General features: G+C 71.1%; 19 protein-coding genes and 1 other RNA gene. 2 read left to right on the top strand and 18 right to left on the bottom strand.

Going from position 1 to position 15383, the window contains the following annotated elements:
- The 3 genes from VHA72_RS12520 to VHA72_RS12510 form a co-directional block, all read right to left on the bottom strand.
- Nucleotides 1–1062 carry a DUF3048 domain-containing protein gene (locus VHA72_RS12520; protein ID WP_325575693.1) on the bottom strand — a complete coding sequence of 354 codons (1062 nt, stop codon included), beginning with the start codon at nt 1060–1062 and terminating at the stop codon, nt 1–3.
- A 106-nt stretch (nt 1063–1168) separates the two neighbouring features.
- On the bottom strand, nt 1169–1930 hold the full coding sequence (locus VHA72_RS12515) for an SDR family NAD(P)-dependent oxidoreductase (protein WP_325575691.1): 762 nt from the start codon (nt 1928–1930) through the stop codon (nt 1169–1171).
- A 5-nt stretch (nt 1931–1935) separates the two neighbouring features.
- The gene (locus VHA72_RS12510) at nt 1936–2361 is read right to left on the bottom strand and encodes an HIT family protein (protein WP_325575689.1); all 426 of its coding nucleotides are present in this window, start codon (nt 2359–2361) and stop codon (nt 1936–1938) included.
- A gap of 50 nt (nt 2362–2411) precedes the next feature.
- Between VHA72_RS12510 and VHA72_RS12505 the strand changes: the two genes are divergently transcribed.
- Nucleotides 2412–2573, top strand: a complete 162-nt coding sequence (locus VHA72_RS12505) for a hypothetical protein (RefSeq protein WP_325575687.1) — start codon at nt 2412–2414, stop codon at nt 2571–2573.
- A gap of 22 nt (nt 2574–2595) precedes the next feature.
- Here VHA72_RS12505 and VHA72_RS12500 read toward each other — a convergent pair whose 3' ends face one another.
- The 10 genes from VHA72_RS12500 to smpB all read right to left on the bottom strand — a co-directional run bounded on the left by VHA72_RS12500 (nt 2596) and on the right by smpB (nt 9291).
- Nucleotides 2596–3030, bottom strand: a complete 435-nt coding sequence (locus VHA72_RS12500; RefSeq protein WP_325575685.1) for a hypothetical protein — start codon at nt 3028–3030, stop codon at nt 2596–2598.
- A complete protein-coding gene (locus VHA72_RS12495; RefSeq protein WP_325575683.1) occupies nt 3027–3671 on the bottom strand; it encodes a helix-turn-helix transcriptional regulator in 645 nt (214 codons plus the stop codon). The genes VHA72_RS12500 and VHA72_RS12495 overlap by 4 nt, the downstream gene beginning before the upstream one ends.
- 53 nt (nt 3672–3724) lie before the next feature.
- On the bottom strand, nt 3725–4075 hold the full coding sequence (locus VHA72_RS12490) for a DUF488 domain-containing protein (RefSeq protein ID WP_325575681.1): 351 nt from the start codon (nt 4073–4075) through the stop codon (nt 3725–3727).
- Between the two features lie 65 nt (nt 4076–4140).
- Nucleotides 4141–4953, bottom strand: a complete 813-nt coding sequence (locus VHA72_RS12485; protein ID WP_325575679.1) for an acyl-CoA thioester hydrolase/BAAT C-terminal domain-containing protein — start codon at nt 4951–4953, stop codon at nt 4141–4143.
- A gap of 10 nt (nt 4954–4963) precedes the next feature.
- On the bottom strand, nt 4964–5884 hold the full coding sequence (locus VHA72_RS12480) for a Dyp-type peroxidase (protein WP_325575677.1): 921 nt from the start codon (nt 5882–5884) through the stop codon (nt 4964–4966).
- A 159-nt stretch (nt 5885–6043) separates the two neighbouring features.
- Nucleotides 6044–6413: a transfer-messenger RNA gene (gene ssrA / locus VHA72_RS12475) on the bottom strand.
- 20 nt (nt 6414–6433) lie between these two features.
- Nucleotides 6434–7324, bottom strand: coding sequence for an amidohydrolase family protein (locus VHA72_RS12470; RefSeq protein WP_325575675.1), 891 nt, complete (start codon nt 7322–7324; stop codon nt 6434–6436).
- Entirely contained in the window at nt 7321–7716 is a 396-nt protein-coding gene (locus VHA72_RS12465) for a TIGR03668 family PPOX class F420-dependent oxidoreductase (RefSeq protein WP_325575673.1), read from the bottom strand. Before VHA72_RS12465 ends, VHA72_RS12470 begins: the two co-directional genes overlap by 4 nt.
- Entirely contained in the window at nt 7713–8810 is a 1098-nt protein-coding gene (locus VHA72_RS12460; protein ID WP_325575671.1) for a glycoside hydrolase family 3 N-terminal domain-containing protein, read from the bottom strand. Before VHA72_RS12460 ends, VHA72_RS12465 begins: the two co-directional genes overlap by 4 nt.
- Before the next feature lies 1 nt (nt 8811).
- Entirely contained in the window at nt 8812–9291 is a 480-nt protein-coding gene (gene smpB / locus VHA72_RS12455) for an SsrA-binding protein SmpB (RefSeq protein WP_325575669.1), read from the bottom strand.
- 230 nt (nt 9292–9521) lie between these two features.
- On the opposite strand from smpB, the gene VHA72_RS12450 reads away from it, so the two are divergent.
- Nucleotides 9522–10586 carry a GTP-binding protein gene (locus tag VHA72_RS12450; protein WP_325575667.1) on the top strand — a complete coding sequence of 355 codons (1065 nt, stop codon included), beginning with the start codon at nt 9522–9524 and terminating at the stop codon, nt 10584–10586.
- 8 nt (nt 10587–10594) lie between these two features.
- On the opposite strand, the gene VHA72_RS12445 is transcribed toward VHA72_RS12450, so the two are convergent.
- From VHA72_RS12445 to VHA72_RS12425, 5 genes are all read right to left on the bottom strand, one after another.
- On the bottom strand, nt 10595–11698 hold the full coding sequence (locus VHA72_RS12445; protein WP_325575665.1) for a S1 family serine peptidase: 1104 nt from the start codon (nt 11696–11698) through the stop codon (nt 10595–10597).
- Between the two features lie 7 nt (nt 11699–11705).
- Nucleotides 11706–12536, bottom strand: a complete 831-nt coding sequence (locus VHA72_RS12440) for a hypothetical protein (protein WP_325575663.1) — start codon at nt 12534–12536, stop codon at nt 11706–11708.
- A 29-nt stretch (nt 12537–12565) separates the two neighbouring features.
- A complete protein-coding gene (locus VHA72_RS12435; RefSeq protein ID WP_325575757.1) occupies nt 12566–13507 on the bottom strand; it encodes a metal ABC transporter permease in 942 nt (313 codons plus the stop codon).
- Nucleotides 13508–13512: 5 nt separating this feature from the next.
- Nucleotides 13513–14340, bottom strand: coding sequence for a metal ABC transporter ATP-binding protein (locus VHA72_RS12430; protein ID WP_414689798.1), 828 nt, complete (start codon nt 14338–14340; stop codon nt 13513–13515).
- Between the two features lie 77 nt (nt 14341–14417).
- Entirely contained in the window at nt 14418–15374 is a 957-nt protein-coding gene (locus tag VHA72_RS12425) for a metal ABC transporter solute-binding protein, Zn/Mn family (protein ID WP_325575661.1), read from the bottom strand.
- Nucleotides 15375–15383: the final 9 nt, after the last annotated feature.

The raw sequence follows: 15383 nt of genomic DNA, 5'->3' as shown, positions 1-15383 counted from the left end.
CTACTTGTGCCAGGTGACCGAGCCGGCCGAGACCGACTGGCCACCCTTGGGCACCAGCGCCAGCCAGACGTGGCCGGCCGGGATCTTCACCGCGGTGCCGTCCTTGGTGGTGAACTTCGGCAGACCCTCCACGCCGTCCTTACTCCACCGCGCCTTGAGCGCCTTGCCGCCGTGGAAGATCACGGCCTTGCCCTTGCCCTCGAAGTGGGTGACCGGCACGGGGTTACCGGCCGGGTCCTTGTACGGCGCGATGCTCGTCTTGACCGTCAAAGCGATCACGGTGTCCGGCTTGTAGACGCTGCCCGGATCCATGTAGCCGTTCTGCAGCACGTACTTGCCGCCGACGTATTTCCAGATGTCGTTGCTGCCGGGCGCGTTACCGATCTTGGTGTCGACGGTGGTGGCCGGGATGGTGCCGGTGAAGTCGGCGTCGGTGCCCCAGTCGAAGAAGTCCTCGGGGCGTGCCGGCGTCTTCTGGTTGGCCGAGGCACCGAGCTTGTCGATATTGGCCTGGACGCTGTGCAGCGTGTCGTGCGTGCCGTCCAGGATACGGCGCACGTTGGGGTTGTTCATGTCGATGAACTTCACCCCGGCCTTGGCGAGCCCGTTGAGCGTCACCGGGGCGGCGCCGGAGGTGACCAGCCTGGCGTTGAGCGGCTTGGCCACCCCGATGTCGGTCAGCCGCATCGAGCGGATCGGTCCGGCCTTCTCGGGCAGCTTGGAGTAGAAGAACACCGCCAGCCGGGTGATGCCGCCCTCGACCAGTTCCTGGGTGACCAGGTCGGCGTCACCGATGCCGTACTGCGGCCTGCTGGAGGACGTGTTGTCGATCTTGGCGATGTAGACCGGGTGGTTGGTGACACCGCCGTTGGAGGCCGGCAGCCCGGTGAGCGGGTCGGTGGTCGGCGCCGGCGCGGCCGAGGACGCGGGCGCGCCCGGCGCGCTGGAGGAACCGCCCGGGTTGCTGCTCTTGCTGCTGCCACCGCCACCGCAGCCGGTCAGGACGAGGCCGGCGACGGCCAGCGGGACGATGGCACGGACGAGGGCGCGGGAAGAGCGCATGAAGACTCCCAACTCAGGCAAGGTCGAACGGGTCAAGTGTGGGCTGCGGGGCCAAGCAGATGCGGGAGGCGCGCCTACCGGCCGGTCACCCGGAGGGTGCGGGCGCTCAGCCCAGCGTCGCGCCGCCGTCGACGTACAGCGTCTGTCCGGTGATGTACGACGCCTCGTCGCTGGCCAGGAACGTGGCAGCGGCGGCGATGTCCTCGGGGTAGCCCACCCGGCGGACCGGGTTCTGGTCGGCGGCCATGGTGCGGAAGTCCTCGACCGCGAGGCCGAGCCGGGCCGCGGTGGCGTCGGTCATGTCCGTGGCGATGAAGCCCGGCGCGATCGCGTTGACGTTGATGCCGAACGGGCCCAGCTCGATGCCGAGCGTGCGGGTGAAGCCCTGGATGCCCATCTTCGCCGCCGAGTAGTTGGCCTGACCGCGGTTGCCGAGTGCGGACGTCGAGGAGACGTTGACGACCTTGCCGTACTTGTGTGCGACGAAGTGCCGCTGCGCCGCCCGGGTCATCAGGAACGCGCCCTTGAGGTGCACGTTCATCACCAGGTCCCAGTCGTCCTCGGACATCTTGAACAGCAGGTTGTCGCGGGTGACGCCGGCGTTGTTCATCAGGATGTGCAGGCCACCCAGCTCGGTCACGGTCCGCTCGACCGCGGCCTCGACCGAGGCGGCGTCGCCGACGTTGGCGCCGATGCCCAGGTGCTTGGCCTCGCCCGGCAGGGTCGAGGCGGCGCCGGCCGCGGCGCTCTCGTCCAGGTCCACCACCGCGACCGAGGCGCCCTCCTCCGCGAACCGGGTGGCCACCCCCAGGCCGATCCCCCGCGCGGCGCCGGTGATGATCGCTACTCGCCCGTCGAAACGTCCCATGCGCGTCACTGTAGTGCCGCGCGCAGCCGCTCGGCGTAGCTCGCCGCCTCGGCGTCGTCGGCGTAGGCGTGTCGTGGCCAGAAGAAGCCCTTGAGCCCGTCGCCCTTGGTCCGCGGTACGACGTGGAGGTGCAGGTGGGCCACCGACTGGCTGACCGTGTTGTTGTTGGCCACGAAGCTGCCCTGGGCGCCGAGACCGGTCACCATCGCCGTCGCCAACCGCTGGGCGTGCGCGAGGAAACCGTCGCGCAGCCTCGCCGGGAGATCGGGCAGGGTGACGTGGTGCTCGCGCGGCACCAGCAGGGTGTGACCCTTGAAGACCGGGCGGCGGTCCAGGAAGGCCACGAAGTCATCGTCGGCGAGCACGACCTGCGCGGCGAGTCGGCCCGCCGCGACATCGCAGAACGTGCACGGTGCTGCTGCGGTGGTCACCCGGTCACGGTACGGTGCTGCCAGCACCAGACCTAGCATCAGGAGTAGTGATGACCGACCTCACCGGCCTCAACGACGAGGAGTTCGTGGGCTTCGAGCACAACGCCTACCAGGAGAACATGCACCTGCTGGCGACGGTCTCGCTGTGGCTCATCATCGTCGCCGGTGTCGCCTGCGGCCTCTTCGGCTTCTTCTGGGGCCTCGCGCACTGACCCTCCGGTCGCCCGAGCGGGCTCAGTGCGCGAGCACCCCGATCCCGCCCACGACGAGGGCGACCACCTTCAGCAGCTCGAACCCGACGTACCAGTAGTGCGTCCGTGAGCGTGGCGCGTCGGCCGGCCTGACTCCGCTCAGCACGGCGTTCGAGCGCCGTTTCAGCACCGGGTTGACCAGCAGCAGCTGGCAGGCCAGCGACGCCAGTGCGACGCCGAGGGCGGTCGCGGCGAACACGCCCGGCCCCTCCCGCAGCAGACACGCCAGGATGACCAGGGCCAGCACCACCTCGACGGTATTGAGCGCGCGGAACACCATCCGCCCGATGCCGAGGCCGATGGGGATCGTCACGCCCGGCGCACGGAACTTCAGCGGCGCTTCGATGAACGAGATCGCCAGGACCATCCCCGCCCAGAGGAAGGTCAGCGCCACCAGGGTGGAGGCGGTGGCGCTCACGACGCCACCGCCGTCAGGTAAGCGATGCACGCGTCCGGCTCGGCGAAGGCGTTCAGATCGGTGATCACCGCCGCGGTCGTCCACTGCTCCAGCGCACCCCGCATCAGACCCAGGTGGGCGCCGCAGACGATCCCGGGCCGCTCGTGGGCAACCTCGAGGAACGGGCAGCTGTGCAGCACGATGTCGCCGTCGGTGCGCTGCTCGGCCTGGAAGCCGAGCCGGTCCAGCAGGCTCAGCATCCGGCCCATCGGTCTGTCGTCGTCAGCCGGGCCCTCCGCGGCGAGCCGCCGGCCCAGCTCGTGGCCGGCCGCGGTGGCCAGCGCGACGCCGTCGGGCGTGCGCGCCAGCGTGCCGGCCAGCAGTCGAGCCAGCACCAGGTAGTCGCGCGGGCCGGCCGGATCCATCCGTCGTACGGCGCGGAAGCGCTGCGCCGGCCGCCCACGTCCGCCCACCGCCGCGGCGGCGTGCTCGACGTCTCCGCTCTCGACGAGCGCGTCGAGATGGAACCGCACGGTGTTGGGATGGATGCCGAGCTCGGCGGCGAGCTCGGCGATGCTGCGGGGCGCGGCCGCGGCCTTGAGCAGGGCCAGCACCTCACGCCGCCGCCCGGGGTGCGCCCCGGCCTGCGTTGCGTCCTTCACGGCCGGTGAGTTTACACAAGTCAGTCTTGTAGAAAATAAGCGCCCGCGGCTGGTCAGGCCCGTCGGGCGTCGATGACCCGGGCCAGCACCTGGACGTGAGCGACGGTCATGTCCTTGGTGGCGGTGAGCAAGGTCAGCCCCTGGGCCTCGTCGATCGCGCGGGCCCTGCCCAGCGCCGCCGCGGCGCCGGCCAGCTCCTCCTCGTAGCGCGCCGAGAACTCCTCGAACCGGTCGGGACGGTGGCCGAACCACGTCCGCAACTCACCGGAAGGCGCCACCTCGGGCCACCACTCGTCGATGCGTGGATCGTCCTTGCGCACGCCGCGGGGCCAGAGCCGGTCCGCCAACACCCGCCTGCCGTCCTCCGGGCCGCGGGCGTCGTACACACGCGCAACGCGAGTCATGCCGGCGACGCTACTCCCCCGCGGTCGCGAGTCAGCCACCCGCTGCGGTAGGTGCAGGATCCGACTCACGACTCCAGCAGGCTCGCGATGTGCGGCCACGCGGCCGCGCCGAGACGGCGGTCCGCGATCCGTGTGCCGCCACGCCGCATCCGCATCCCACCAGCCGCCACCGGCTCGCCCGGCAGAACGGTGCGATGCCCGGCCTCCGGATCCGACACCAGCACCGTGCCCAGCCCGTGGGCGGACCGCCGGGCCTTGATGGCCTCGGCCATCGACAGCGCCGGCCACACCTGGTCGTCGCCGCCGGCCACGAGCACCACCTGCTCGATGCACTCGACCGGGATCGTGGCGGCGTCGACCCGCTCCGGGAAGCGTCTGCGGCTCGCCTCGTAGAGGCCGACGAAGGCGGGGACGTCGTCATCGGGCGCCCAGTACTCGTCGAACGGCATGTACGGCAGCGGCACGCCGTCGAAGGTCCAGTGGGAGGTCACGCTGCCGTCACTTCGGACGCCGGCCCAGATCAGGTCGCTGGGCGCGAACGCCACGACCGCGGCGACCTGCGAGCTGTGCGCGCCGGCGAGCAGTGCCGCCTCGGCGCCGAAGGAGGTGCCCAGGAGGACCACCCGGTCGCACTCCTCGGCGAGGCCAGCGACCCGGGCGAGAAAGAGCTCGAGCGGGATCTCCCACGGGCCGTCATGCTGCCCGGGACCGCCGAACCACCGGATCGACTCCGCGACCGCCCCGCGACGGGCCAGCAGCTCGGCCCGTGCGGAGTCCACCCGGCCGCTGGAGCCGGCCAGCACCAGTGCGCCCACGCCGGTCGGCTCAGCAGGGATCCAGCGGACGCCCTCGATGCCGGGTGTGGGTCGCGCTGTCACCGCCTTCACCTCACAAGTCCTCCAGGAACGCCGCTGGCGGCACGAAGAACAGACAGCCCGTGACGGCCCGCGAGAAGTCGAGGATGCGGTCGTAGTTGCCCACCGGCTCGCCGATGAACATGCGGCGCAGCATCCGCTCGGTGACACTCGGGTCGGCCGCGTAGCCGATGAAGTAGGTGCCGAACTCGCCGGCGCCGGCATTGCCGAAGGGCAGGTTGTCCCGGACGATCGCCAGATCGTTGCCGTGGTCGTCGGTGATCGAGTTGACGGTGACGTGGGAGTTGGCCGGTTTGACGGCGTCGGGCAGCTCGATGTCGCTCAGCTTCCGTCGGCCGATGACCAGCTCCTGCTGCTCGACGGTGAGGGCATCCCAGGCGCCCAGGTCGTGCAGGTACTTCTGCACGATGACGTAGCTCCCGCCGGCGAAATGGGGCTCCTGGTCGGCGATGATCGCCGCCTCCTGCGACTCTTCGAACCCGGTGGGGCTCTCGGTGCCGTCGACGAACCCGAGCAGGTCCCGCTCGTCCCAGTAGCGGAACCCGTGCACCTCCTCGACGCAGTCGACGAGCCCGTCCAGACGGCGCAGGAGCTGGTGGCTCAGCTCGAAGCAAATGTCGGTCTGGTCGGCGCGGATGTGGAAGAGCAGGTCGCCCTCGGTCGCGACCGCGCGGTGCTTGCCACCCTCCAACGGCACGAACGGATGGAGCTTGGCTGGGCGCGGGCCGGTGCACATCCGGTCCCACAGGTCGGATCCGATTCCCACGACGCAGCTCAGCCTCAGCTCGGGGATCCGGAACCCCACGGCCCGCGTGATCCCCGGCACGTCGGCCAGCGCCTCGCGCGCCGCCCTCTCCTGCCCCGCCCGCACCGTCACGGTGAGGAAGATCGCGGCTTTCGCCGGAGGGGCCAGCACATCCTGCGCCACCTTCATGAGGGCGACCCTATCGACCGGCCGCCAGCACGTCGTGAGTCCTGCCCCGCTGCCGCAGCTGCAGGGTTCGACTCACAGCTCGGGGTCGGGGGTCGTCCCCCGCAATAAAGGACGAGGCGCCGGTCTGCGCTTTCCGCAGGCCGGCGCCCCTGCCGAGTCGAGTGGAGCTGGCGGGAATCGAACCCGCGTCCTCGAGCGTCGAACCAGGTCTTCTCCGGGTGCAGTCCGTGATGTCGCTTTTCTCGGCCTCGGTGCTCGCACGGACACGTCACCGACAGGCTCAGTCGACTAGCTGTCCCTCGTGCTCCGCCGACTCCGGCACGAGGTGAGTCTCCTAGATGACGCCTGGGTCCGGGACGGAGACGGATGCCCGGTCAGACGCTTCGATCACCGCGTCAGGCGGCGAGAGCGAAGGAACTGCGCTTAGCGTTGGCAGTTATTGGTTTCCAGCGATCGTTTACGAGATGACGCTGGCTTCTCGACCCGCTTCCCCTGGAACTAACGTCCCAAGTCGAAACCGATCAGCCCCTCTTGAGTTGTGTGGCCAGTCTATCGACCTGCGCCGAACAGTGACCAACCGTTATCCCAACACACCGACCGCAGCCAGTGTTCCCCGAAGCCGAGCCGTTCCAGCGACTCCAGCTGGTGCAGGTAGGGGTAGGGGATGGAAGGGAAGTCGGAGCCGAGCAGGATCCGGTCGCCGAGGTCGGCGAGTCGGGGCAGGAGGGCGGGTGGGTAGGTCGACATCTGTGAGAAGAACTCGGTGAACACCATCGTGGTGTCGAGTCTGACCCGCTCGTGCGTCTGCGCCAGCTCGAGGAACTCGCCGTACTCCGGCGCGCCCAGGTGCGCCACGATGACGCTCAGCCGCGGATAGCGAGCCAGCACCCGGCGCAGCGTCTCGGGCCCGGTGAACTCGTTGGGCACCGGCCCGGAGCCGACGTGGACCACCACGGGCGTGCCGGCGTCCTCGAGCAGGCCCCAGACCGGGTCGAGCAGCGGGTCGTGCAGATGGAACTCCCCGACCTGCACATGCACCTTGAAGACCTCGACGCCGGCCCCGATCAGCTCGGCGACGTACTCCACCGCCGACGGCTCGGGATAGAACGTCGCCGACCACAGCGACTCCGGCACCCGGGCGGCGAAGTCACGCGCCCAGTCGTTGAGGTAGGTGGCGACGCCGGGCTTGTGCGCGTACGGCAGCGCGGAGAACCGCCGCACCCCCATCGCCCGCAGCATCTCCACCCGCTCCTCGTCGGGCAGTCGGTAACGGATCGGCCACGGCCGCCCGAGCTTGGGCCCGGCGGAGTCGAAGACCTCCCACACCGCGCGCTGCACGGGCGGCGCCATGAAGTGCACGTGTACGTCGAACAACCCCGGCAGCCCGTGTCGCCGCCACCAGTCCGTGACCTCGGCGGCGTCCCGCGTGAGATCGGTCATCGTGCCGTCCATCCGCTCCATCGTTCGACGTCGATCAGGATCACGGGTCCGCTGGGCACGCGGTCACGGTACTGCGGGTAGCGCGCCACCAGCGGCGCCAGGTCGTGCTCGGCGACCACCCGGGCGCGGCCGTCCGCGCGGGCCCACCACAGTCGCGACCAGTCCTCGTCGTACTCGTCGGCGAGCAGCGCCACCCGCGGCTCGGCGGCGATGTTGGCGAGTCGGCGCAGCCGGGTGGTGGTCTTCGGCTTGTGGTCCACGGCCGTCACGATCTGATCCCCGACCACGGCGAAGACGACAGGGACCAGGTGCGGCGAGCCGTCGGCACAGACCGTGGCCAGCCGGGCGACGCGAGCTGCGGCGAAGCGCTCGCGCGCCTGCGCCGGCGTCACAGCAGGCCCTGGCGCTGCTTGGCCTGGAGCACCCGCAGCGCGGCCGCGTCGACGAGCTTGCGGAAGGGCCGCGAGCGCTGGGCCGCGGCGACCAGGGCGTCGGACATCGTCGGCAGGTCGGCCGCCGAGGTGGTCAGCGCGATGTCGCCGCCGGCGCGGACGAACTTCACCACCCGCTTGGCCGCGCTCCAGCCGGCCACCTGGGCGGCGGAGAGGCTGTCGGAGACCACGACGCCGTCGAAGCCGAGCCGCTTGCGCAGCAGCTTCGTGATCACCGTGCGGCTGAAGACGGCCGGGCGGTGCCTGTCGATGCGGGTGTAGACCGCCGAGGACACCATCACGAACGGCGCGCCCGCGGCGATGCCCTTGCGATAGGGCCGCAGGTAGGCGTCGTGCGCGGTGGTGGTGTGATCGGTCACGCCGCTGGAGTCGTCGGTGTTGCCCTTGACCCGGCCCAGGCCCGGGAAGTGCTTGAGCGTCGCGCTGACGCCGCCCGCGGCGAGCCCCTTCGCGAACGCCACGCCCCTGGTCGCCACCCGGTGCGGCGTGAAGCCGAACTCGCGGTCATAGCGGCCGATCGGCTGGTTGGCGTGCCGGTTGGCCCGCGGCACCGTGTCGAGCACCGGCGCCAGGTCGAGGTTGACGCCCGCCTGACGCAGCTGACGTGCCGTGGTCGCGGCCTGCGATCGCACCCGGGACGGCTTCTGGGCACCCATCGCCAGCGCACTGGGCAGCCGGCCGAAGCCTGGCCCCTGGAGGTGCTGCACCTGGCCGCCCTCCTGGTCGGCGGCCACGAACAGGCGCACCGGCCCGGCGGCCGACTGCAGTGCCGCGGTGACGCCCGCGACGGCGGTGGAGCCGGCGTGAGTGGTGCCGATGAGTACGACGCTGCCCACGTCGTACTGGCCGATCAGGCGGGTGACCCGCACCGACGCCGACGTGGAGGGCGCACCCAGCATGAGCAGCTGTCCGACCTCCTGCCGCAGCGACATCTGCGCCAACACGGCGGCCGGGTCCGCGGGGGCGGCGGCATGTGTCGGCGCGGCCGGGACGAGCAGCCCGAGTGCCAGCGCGGCGGTGGCGGCGGCTCGCATGTCAGTCCCGGATGCCCTTCAGGTGCCGGCCCAGCGCCTGCTCCTTCTCCCGGTTGGCGGTGCGTTCGGCGATGGCCTGGCGCTTGTCCCAGGACTTCTTGCCTCGGGCGAGCGCGATCTCGACCTTGGCGCGGCCGTCGAGGAAGTAGAGCGAGAGGGGTACGACGGTGAGCCCGCGCTCGGCCACCCGCCGCTCGATCTTCTCGATCTCGGCCCGGTGCAGGAGCAGCTTGCGCTTGCGCCGGGCGGCGTGGTTGGTCCAGGTGCCGTTGAGGTACTCCGGGATGTGCACGCCGTGCAGCCATGCCTCGCCACGGTCGATGTCGACGAACCCGTCGACCAGCGAGGCGCGGCCCTCGCGCAGCGACTTCACCTCGGTGCCCTGCAGGACCATCCCGGCCTCGTAGGTGTCCTCGATGTGATAGTCGTGTCGCGCCTTCTTGTTCTGCGCGATCAGCTTGCGGCCCTGCTCCTTCGGCATCCCACCATTCTCGCAAACCCTGGCAACGTGATTCCCGGTGACCGCCGACGGTGCCGGGTGCGTCCTCGCTCGGCGGCCGCACACGGCTCGGCGCGTGACAGGGGCAGCCTCTTCGGCCATACTGAGAACGATTCTTATTCTCGAAGGAGCTGAGGCATGATCACGCACCCCGATCACCGTCCGGTGTTCGAGCGTCACGACCGACGAACCGGCCGAGCGGGAGGCGGGCGATGAGGACGCCCGTGATCGTGCTCACCGGCATCGACCCCGACGCGATGGCCGCCACTCTCGTCGGGCTCTCGTGGGATCTGCCCCGGGCCGTCGCCGTCCGCCACGAGATCGACCCCGAGCGCCACGTGCGGACCCGGACGGTCAGCGACGTCAGCGGGGTGCTGGAACGCGAGGAGATCGAGCTGGAGCACGCCTGCGTCAGCTGTGCGCTGCGCGAGGACATCGTGCCGGCGATGGAGCGCCTCGGCCAGGACGGCCGCTGGGCGTCGGTGGTCGCGTGCCTGCCGGTCGGGGCGGAGGCGGAGAAGGTCGGCACCGTGCTCGCCACGGACGCCCGGCTGCAGCGCCATCTGCGCATCGCCGCCGTGGTCGTGGCACTGAACGGCGAGAGCGTCGTCGACGACCTGCTCGGCGACGACCTCCTACGTGAGCGCGGCCGGCACAGCGGCCCGGACGACGCCCGCGGTGTCGGCGAGGTCGGCTGCGCGATGGCGGAGTACGCCGACGTCGTCGTCCTCACCAGCCACCCCGATCCGACCGGCGCCGAGCTGGTCGGGGCGCTGGCTCGCCCGGACGCCACCACGATCGTCGGCAGCGAGAACCTCGAGGCGGCACACGTGCTGAGCGCGCCGTACGACCACGGCCGGACGACGGCCTGGAGCGCTCCCCTCCTCGAGGCCGGCGTACCGCCGCTGTCCTCGAGCCGGGTATGGCGCCTGGAGCTGTCCTCGCCAGGCGCGTTCCACCCCCAGCGCCTGCTGGACGGCATCGGCCGGCTCGGCGGCGGCCGGCACCGCTCCCGCGGTGCGTTCTGGCTCCCGACCAGGCCCGGGCAGGTGCAGGTCTGGGACGGCTCGGGCGGCCAGCTCAGCATCGGAACCCGGGCGGCCTGGGGGCGTCGCATCCCCCGGACCCGACTCCTGATCACCGGTGTCGGGGTCGAGCCGGCCCATCTTCGCGATGCGTTCGAGCAGCTGCTGGTCGCGCCGGCGGAGGCGCTGCCCGGCGGCCGCGCAGACGACGGATTCGAGCCCTGGCTCGGCGCGATCCGAGACATCGCCTAAGGCCGGGCTCAGCGGCAGACTCTCGGCCGAAGATCGCTCAGGTAGGAGAGCCGGTTCTCGGTGCGCCGCGTCTCCGATGCCTTGCCGCGGTGGCCCAGGGCGGGCCGAACGAGTGCCGCCGCGTGCAGGTCGCTCCTCAGCGCCGTGATCCTGTGCTCGACCTGGCCGCACGACGGCAGGCGCAGACCGGCCCCGAAGACGGTGGCGGGGTCCAGCCCGGCGTCGTCGACCATGATGGTCCGCAGTTGGGCCACGATCGAGCGGCCGGCGACCCTGGTGTAGACGCCCGGGTGGTTCGGCCGACCGCAGCCCACACCCCAACTCACCAGGCCGACGAGCCGCTGCCGCTTCGGCGCGGCGCCGGGGTCCGTCGACGGCGCCGCCAGGGACACCTCCAAGGGGCCGCCGCTGTCGCCGCTGCAGGCGTCGCGCGCGCCACTCATCGGACCGGCGCAGAGCATCACGGTGCGCCGGAAGCGGCGGCCGTAGGCGCGAGCACAGGTGGAGTCCGCATCGACCGGCACCTGGACCTCCCGCAGGACGCCGCTGGACCTCCGAGCGTTCTGGGTGGTGTAGCCGAAGCCACTGACCAGTGCCGTCGATCCGGCCGACCAGGCTCGCCGCTCGGCGGGCCCGGCGATCTTGATCGGTGTGCTGGCCGCCGGCGTGGCCAGCTCGATCAGCCCGAAGTCGTCGCTGAGCGTCGGTACGTCGAAGTGCGGCGCGCGCCAGAATCTCCGTGGCGCGACATGGAGCCGCTCCCCGTCGAGCACCTGCCAGCTCGCCGCCGTCGGGACGACGTGGGTGGAGCCGGCGTAGATCGCCCAGCCCTTGAGCGTTCCCCTGTCGGGCAGACAGTGCCCGGCGGTGAGGACCAGAACGGGCGAGATCAGCACTCCGCCGCACAGGAAGCGCCCCGGGTGCTCGCGCCCCACGATCACGACCTGCCACGGGTCTTGGGCACCGCTGGCCGGCATGCCGCCGACCACCATCGGCTGGACGACCAGTGCCGACGCCGGCCCGTCGGCCCACCACGTCAAGACGGCGGCCAGCATGGCGATCGCCGACAACATCACTCCCAGTCGGCGGCGGCCGGGAAGGAGAGCTGTCATGGCATCATCATGACTGATAATCGTTCCTATTGTCGCAAGCGGCACGATGGCGCTGTCCGTGTCGTCGCACCTCGACGAGCCCCAGCGCGGCCGCAACCGGCACCGTCGCCGGAAGGGTGTCCACGGCCAGGAACAGCAGGTCGAAAAGGGCCGAGCAGGCCAGCACCAGCAGTGCCACCGCCCAGCGGGGCGGCCAGGGCGGGTACGCCGCCGCGGCGATCACGTTGCCCAGCACCGCGGCGACGCACAGGTCGCCGTACCCCACCAGCGCCGAGCCGAACACGGCGACCTGGAGGTGCGGCAGGTGCCCGCCGGCGCCGGCGGCGTTGAGCGTGTCGTTGGGCTTCTCAAGGAGCCGGCCGAAGACGAGCACCGCGTCGAGCACCGCCATCGCGACCAGCGCCAGCCTCAGCACCAGCGAGGGCGCCAGCCCTGCCAGGTAGGACGCGATCGAGCAGCAGCTCAACGCCGTCAGCGCCACCGCGGCGGCCTGCCCGAGCAGGGCGCCGTGGTCGACCCAGGCGAGGGCCAGGAGACAGCCGGCGAGCAGGACGGCGATCGCCGCGGTGGCTCGTGAGCGCGCAGGGAACCAGGACCCGAGGGCGACCGCCGCGAGGACCGGCACGCCGACCGCCGCCACCCAGGCGTAGACGACGCTCAGACCCGGCAGCAGCGCGAGAACGGCGATCGTCCCGCCGAGCGAGAGCGGCAACAGCAGCCAGGCCCAGGTCGCGCTGCGCCACCGAGCCAGCGCCGGCGGAAGCGCCGGTCGCGGCCCGCACACGAGGCTGGCCTGGGTCACGAGCAGCACGCCGTCGGAGGGCCAGAACCCCAGCACGCCGTCAGCCTAGGTGGCCGGGCCGACGCTCAGCATGCCTGCCCGCTCCCGATCAGTGGAGCCGGACCGGAGTCGGCCCGTGGGGCCGGATCACGCCTGGCCCAGCCGTGTCGGCTCCGCCAGGCCCCGATGAGGCGGCAGATCGCGTAGATGGCGAAGGAGATCGTGGTGACGTAGGGGCTGATGGGCACGCTGCTGCCCAGGGCGAGCAGGATGCCGCCCAGCACGGCCACCAGGCCGAACGCCATGCTCAGCAGGGGTACCTTCCGCGGCGAAGCGGTGACCCGCATCGCCGCGGCGGCCGGGGTGCAGATCACGCTGAGCACGAGCAGGGCGCCGATGACCTGGATGGAGATCGCCACGGCAAGCCCGAGCAGCAGCATGAAGACCGGCGAGAGCAGGCCGACCGGGACGCCGCGGGCCGCGGCGAGCTCCGGATCGGTGCTGGCGAAGACCAGCGGACGCCAGATCACCAGCAGGCCGGCGACGACGACCGCAGCGGTGGCGATCAGCCAGTGCAGCTGCGGGCTGTCGATCGCGACGATCTGACCGGTCAGCAACCCGAACTTGTTGGCCGACCTGCCCTGGTACAGCGACAGGAAGAGCACGCCGAGGCCGAGCCCGAAGGGCATCAGGACGCCGATGATCGAGTTGCGGTCGCGGGCCCGGCTGCCCAGGGCGCCAATGACGAGAGCGGCCAGGATGGACCCGGTCAGCGAGCCCGCGACCACGTTGGCGCCCAGCAGCAGCGCCCCGGAGGCGCCGGCGAAGGAGAGCTCACTGACGCCATGCACCGCGAACGGCAGATCGCGCATCATCACGAAGCTGCTCACCAGGCCGCCGACCAACCCGAGGACGGCGCCGGCGACGAGCGAGTTGTGCACCAGCGAGAGCAGTTGGCCGTAGTCGGCGAAGTTGAAGATCTGGTGCCACACGTCGGGCCCGATCCTCGACTCGAGCAACAGCGTCATCGAGGTCACGGCACGATCCCCTCGTCGTGATCGACATGGTGGGCGTCCCGGGCACTCTCCGGCACGCCGGCGACCAGGATGCGACCGCCGGTATGGATCACCTCGATGGGGCTCCCGTACAGCTCGCTGAGAGTGGCCGAGCTGAGCACCTCCTCGACGGTGCCGACGCGGAAGGCACCGCCGGCCAGGTACAGCACCCGGTCGACGTAGGGCAGCACCGGGTTGATCTCGTGGGTCACGAACACCACCGCGGTCCGATGCTCCCGTCGCCGCCGGTCGACCAGCCCGGTGATGGTGCGCTGGCTGCTCAGGTCCAGCGAGAGCAGCGGCTCGTCACACAGCAGCAGGACCGGATCGGCGACCAGGGCCTGCGCGATCCGGACCCGCTGCTGCTCGCCCCCGGAGAGCAGGCCCACGGGCATGTCGGCGTACGCCGCCGCCCCGACCTGCTCGAGCGCCGCGTCGACCCGGCGCCACGCGACCCGCCCGGGACGCGCGACCCCCCAGCGGTGCCCGTCGAGGCCCTGCCGGACGACGTCGCGAGCGCGCAGCGGCGTACTCGGATCCAACCGACGCTGCTGCTGGACGTACCCGATCGCCCGACTGCCCCGGCGCGCCGGCCGGCCGGCCACCGACAGGGAGCCGGCGCTGAGCGGCTGCAGCCCGAGGATGGCGCGCAGCAGACTGGTCTTACCCGAGCCGTTGGCACCCAGGACCGCGAGGAACTCCCCCGGCTGCACGTCCAGCGTGAGGCCGGACCAGAGCCGGTGGCCGCCGTAGCCGAGCGCCGCGTCCCGCAGTTGCAGCGCCGGCGGGGTGACGATGTCGCTCATCGGCCGATGCTCCTCGTGCTCGTGCTCGGCCGAGAGCCGGGTGAGGCTTCCCAGCATGCCGGATGTCATCCTGCCGCTCAGCCCAGTGCGGTCTGGATCGCGGCCAGGTTCGACTGCATCCATGACAGGTAGTCCTTGCCCGCCGGCAGCGTCTCGGTCACCGGCACCACCGCGATGTCGTTGGCCTTGGCGGCCTTGAGCACCGCCTCGGTCTCCGGCCCGGAGGTCTGCTCGTTGTAGGCCAGCAGCTTGACCTGCTTGTCGTTGAACAGGTCCTCGGCCTGCTTCAGCACCGCCGGCGAGACGTCGGTCCCCTCCTCGATCGCCTCGCTGAACTCGGACGGCGTCTTGTTGTCGAGTCCGCAAGCCTGGAGCATGTAGAGCGGCACCGGCTCGGTGATGGCCACACCCTCCCCGGCGTGGGCGCTCTTGATCGAGGCCTCGGTGCTCTCCATCGCCGCCAGCTTCTGGTCGAAGGCACTCTCGTTGCCCTGGTACGTCGCGGCGTTCGCCGGGTCGGCCTTGGCCAGAGCCTGTTCGATCTGGGCGGCCACCTTCTGCACTGTCGGGAAGTCGTACCAGACGTGCTCGTTCAGGTCGCCGCCCTTCGGCGCGGTCTTGCCCGAGATGTCGACGGCGTTGAGCTTGGTGACACCGGCGTTGTCGGCTGTCTTCAGCATGGTGTCGACGAAGTCGTCGTACCCGCCGCCGTTCTCCACCACCAGCTTCGCCTTCGACAGCGCGAGCTGGTTCTGCGTGTTGGCCTCGTAGGAGTGCGGATCGGCATCGGGGTCGGTGATGATCGAGGTGATCTGCACCGTCGACCCGGCCAGGCTTCCGGCGATCTGCTTGACGACGTCGCCCCACACGTCGGTCGATGCCACCACCGACACCGTGGTCGCTCCCGCACCCTTGGTGACGGCTTCCTGGCTCCCGGCGCCAGCCGCCGTGTTGTCGCCCGACCCGCAGGCGCTCATCACGGCGAGGGCTGCCACCGCGCCCACACCGACGGCGCTCAACCGACGTGCTCTCATGCCTCGCTA

The organism is Nocardioides sp. (genome assembly GCF_035547795.1).
Classification (GTDB): Bacteria; Actinomycetota; Actinomycetes; order Propionibacteriales; family Nocardioidaceae; genus Nocardioides.
Note: the sequence above shows the minus strand (reverse complement) of the source record. Positions and strands in the feature narration are given on the sequence as shown.

What these genes read in the sequence shown, in the direction of transcription:
- VHA72_RS12520 (WP_325575693.1), bottom strand. Translation starts at nt 1,062, where the DNA reads ATGCGCTCTTCCCGCGCCCTCGTCCGTGCCATCGTCCCGCTGGCCGTC.
- VHA72_RS12515 (WP_325575691.1), bottom strand. Translation starts at nt 1,930, where the DNA reads ATGGGACGTTTCGACGGGCGAGTAGCGATCATCACCGGCGCCGCGCGG.
- VHA72_RS12505 (WP_325575687.1), top strand. Translation starts at nt 2,412, where the DNA reads ATGACCGACCTCACCGGCCTCAACGACGAGGAGTTCGTGGGCTTCGAG.
- VHA72_RS12490 (WP_325575681.1), bottom strand. Translation starts at nt 4,075, where the DNA reads ATGACTCGCGTTGCGCGTGTGTACGACGCCCGCGGCCCGGAGGACGGC.
- VHA72_RS12480 (WP_325575677.1), bottom strand. Translation starts at nt 5,884, where the DNA reads ATGAAGGTGGCGCAGGATGTGCTGGCCCCTCCGGCGAAAGCCGCGATC.
- VHA72_RS12470 (WP_325575675.1), bottom strand. Translation starts at nt 7,324, where the DNA reads ATGACCGATCTCACGCGGGACGCCGCCGAGGTCACGGACTGGTGGCGG.
- VHA72_RS12460 (WP_325575671.1), bottom strand. Translation starts at nt 8,810, where the DNA reads ATGCGAGCCGCCGCCACCGCCGCGCTGGCACTCGGGCTGCTCGTCCCG.
- smpB (WP_325575669.1), bottom strand. Translation starts at nt 9,291, where the DNA reads ATGCCGAAGGAGCAGGGCCGCAAGCTGATCGCGCAGAACAAGAAGGCG.
- VHA72_RS12450 (WP_325575667.1), top strand. Translation starts at nt 9,522, where the DNA reads ATGAGGACGCCCGTGATCGTGCTCACCGGCATCGACCCCGACGCGATG.
- VHA72_RS12445 (WP_325575665.1), bottom strand. Translation starts at nt 11,698, where the DNA reads ATGACAGCTCTCCTTCCCGGCCGCCGCCGACTGGGAGTGATGTTGTCG.
- VHA72_RS12435 (WP_325575757.1), bottom strand. Translation starts at nt 13,507, where the DNA reads ATGACGCTGTTGCTCGAGTCGAGGATCGGGCCCGACGTGTGGCACCAG.
- VHA72_RS12430 (WP_414689798.1), bottom strand. Translation starts at nt 14,340, where the DNA reads ATGAGCGACATCGTCACCCCGCCGGCGCTGCAACTGCGGGACGCGGCG.
- VHA72_RS12425 (WP_325575661.1), bottom strand. Translation starts at nt 15,374, where the DNA reads ATGAGAGCACGTCGGTTGAGCGCCGTCGGTGTGGGCGCGGTGGCAGCC.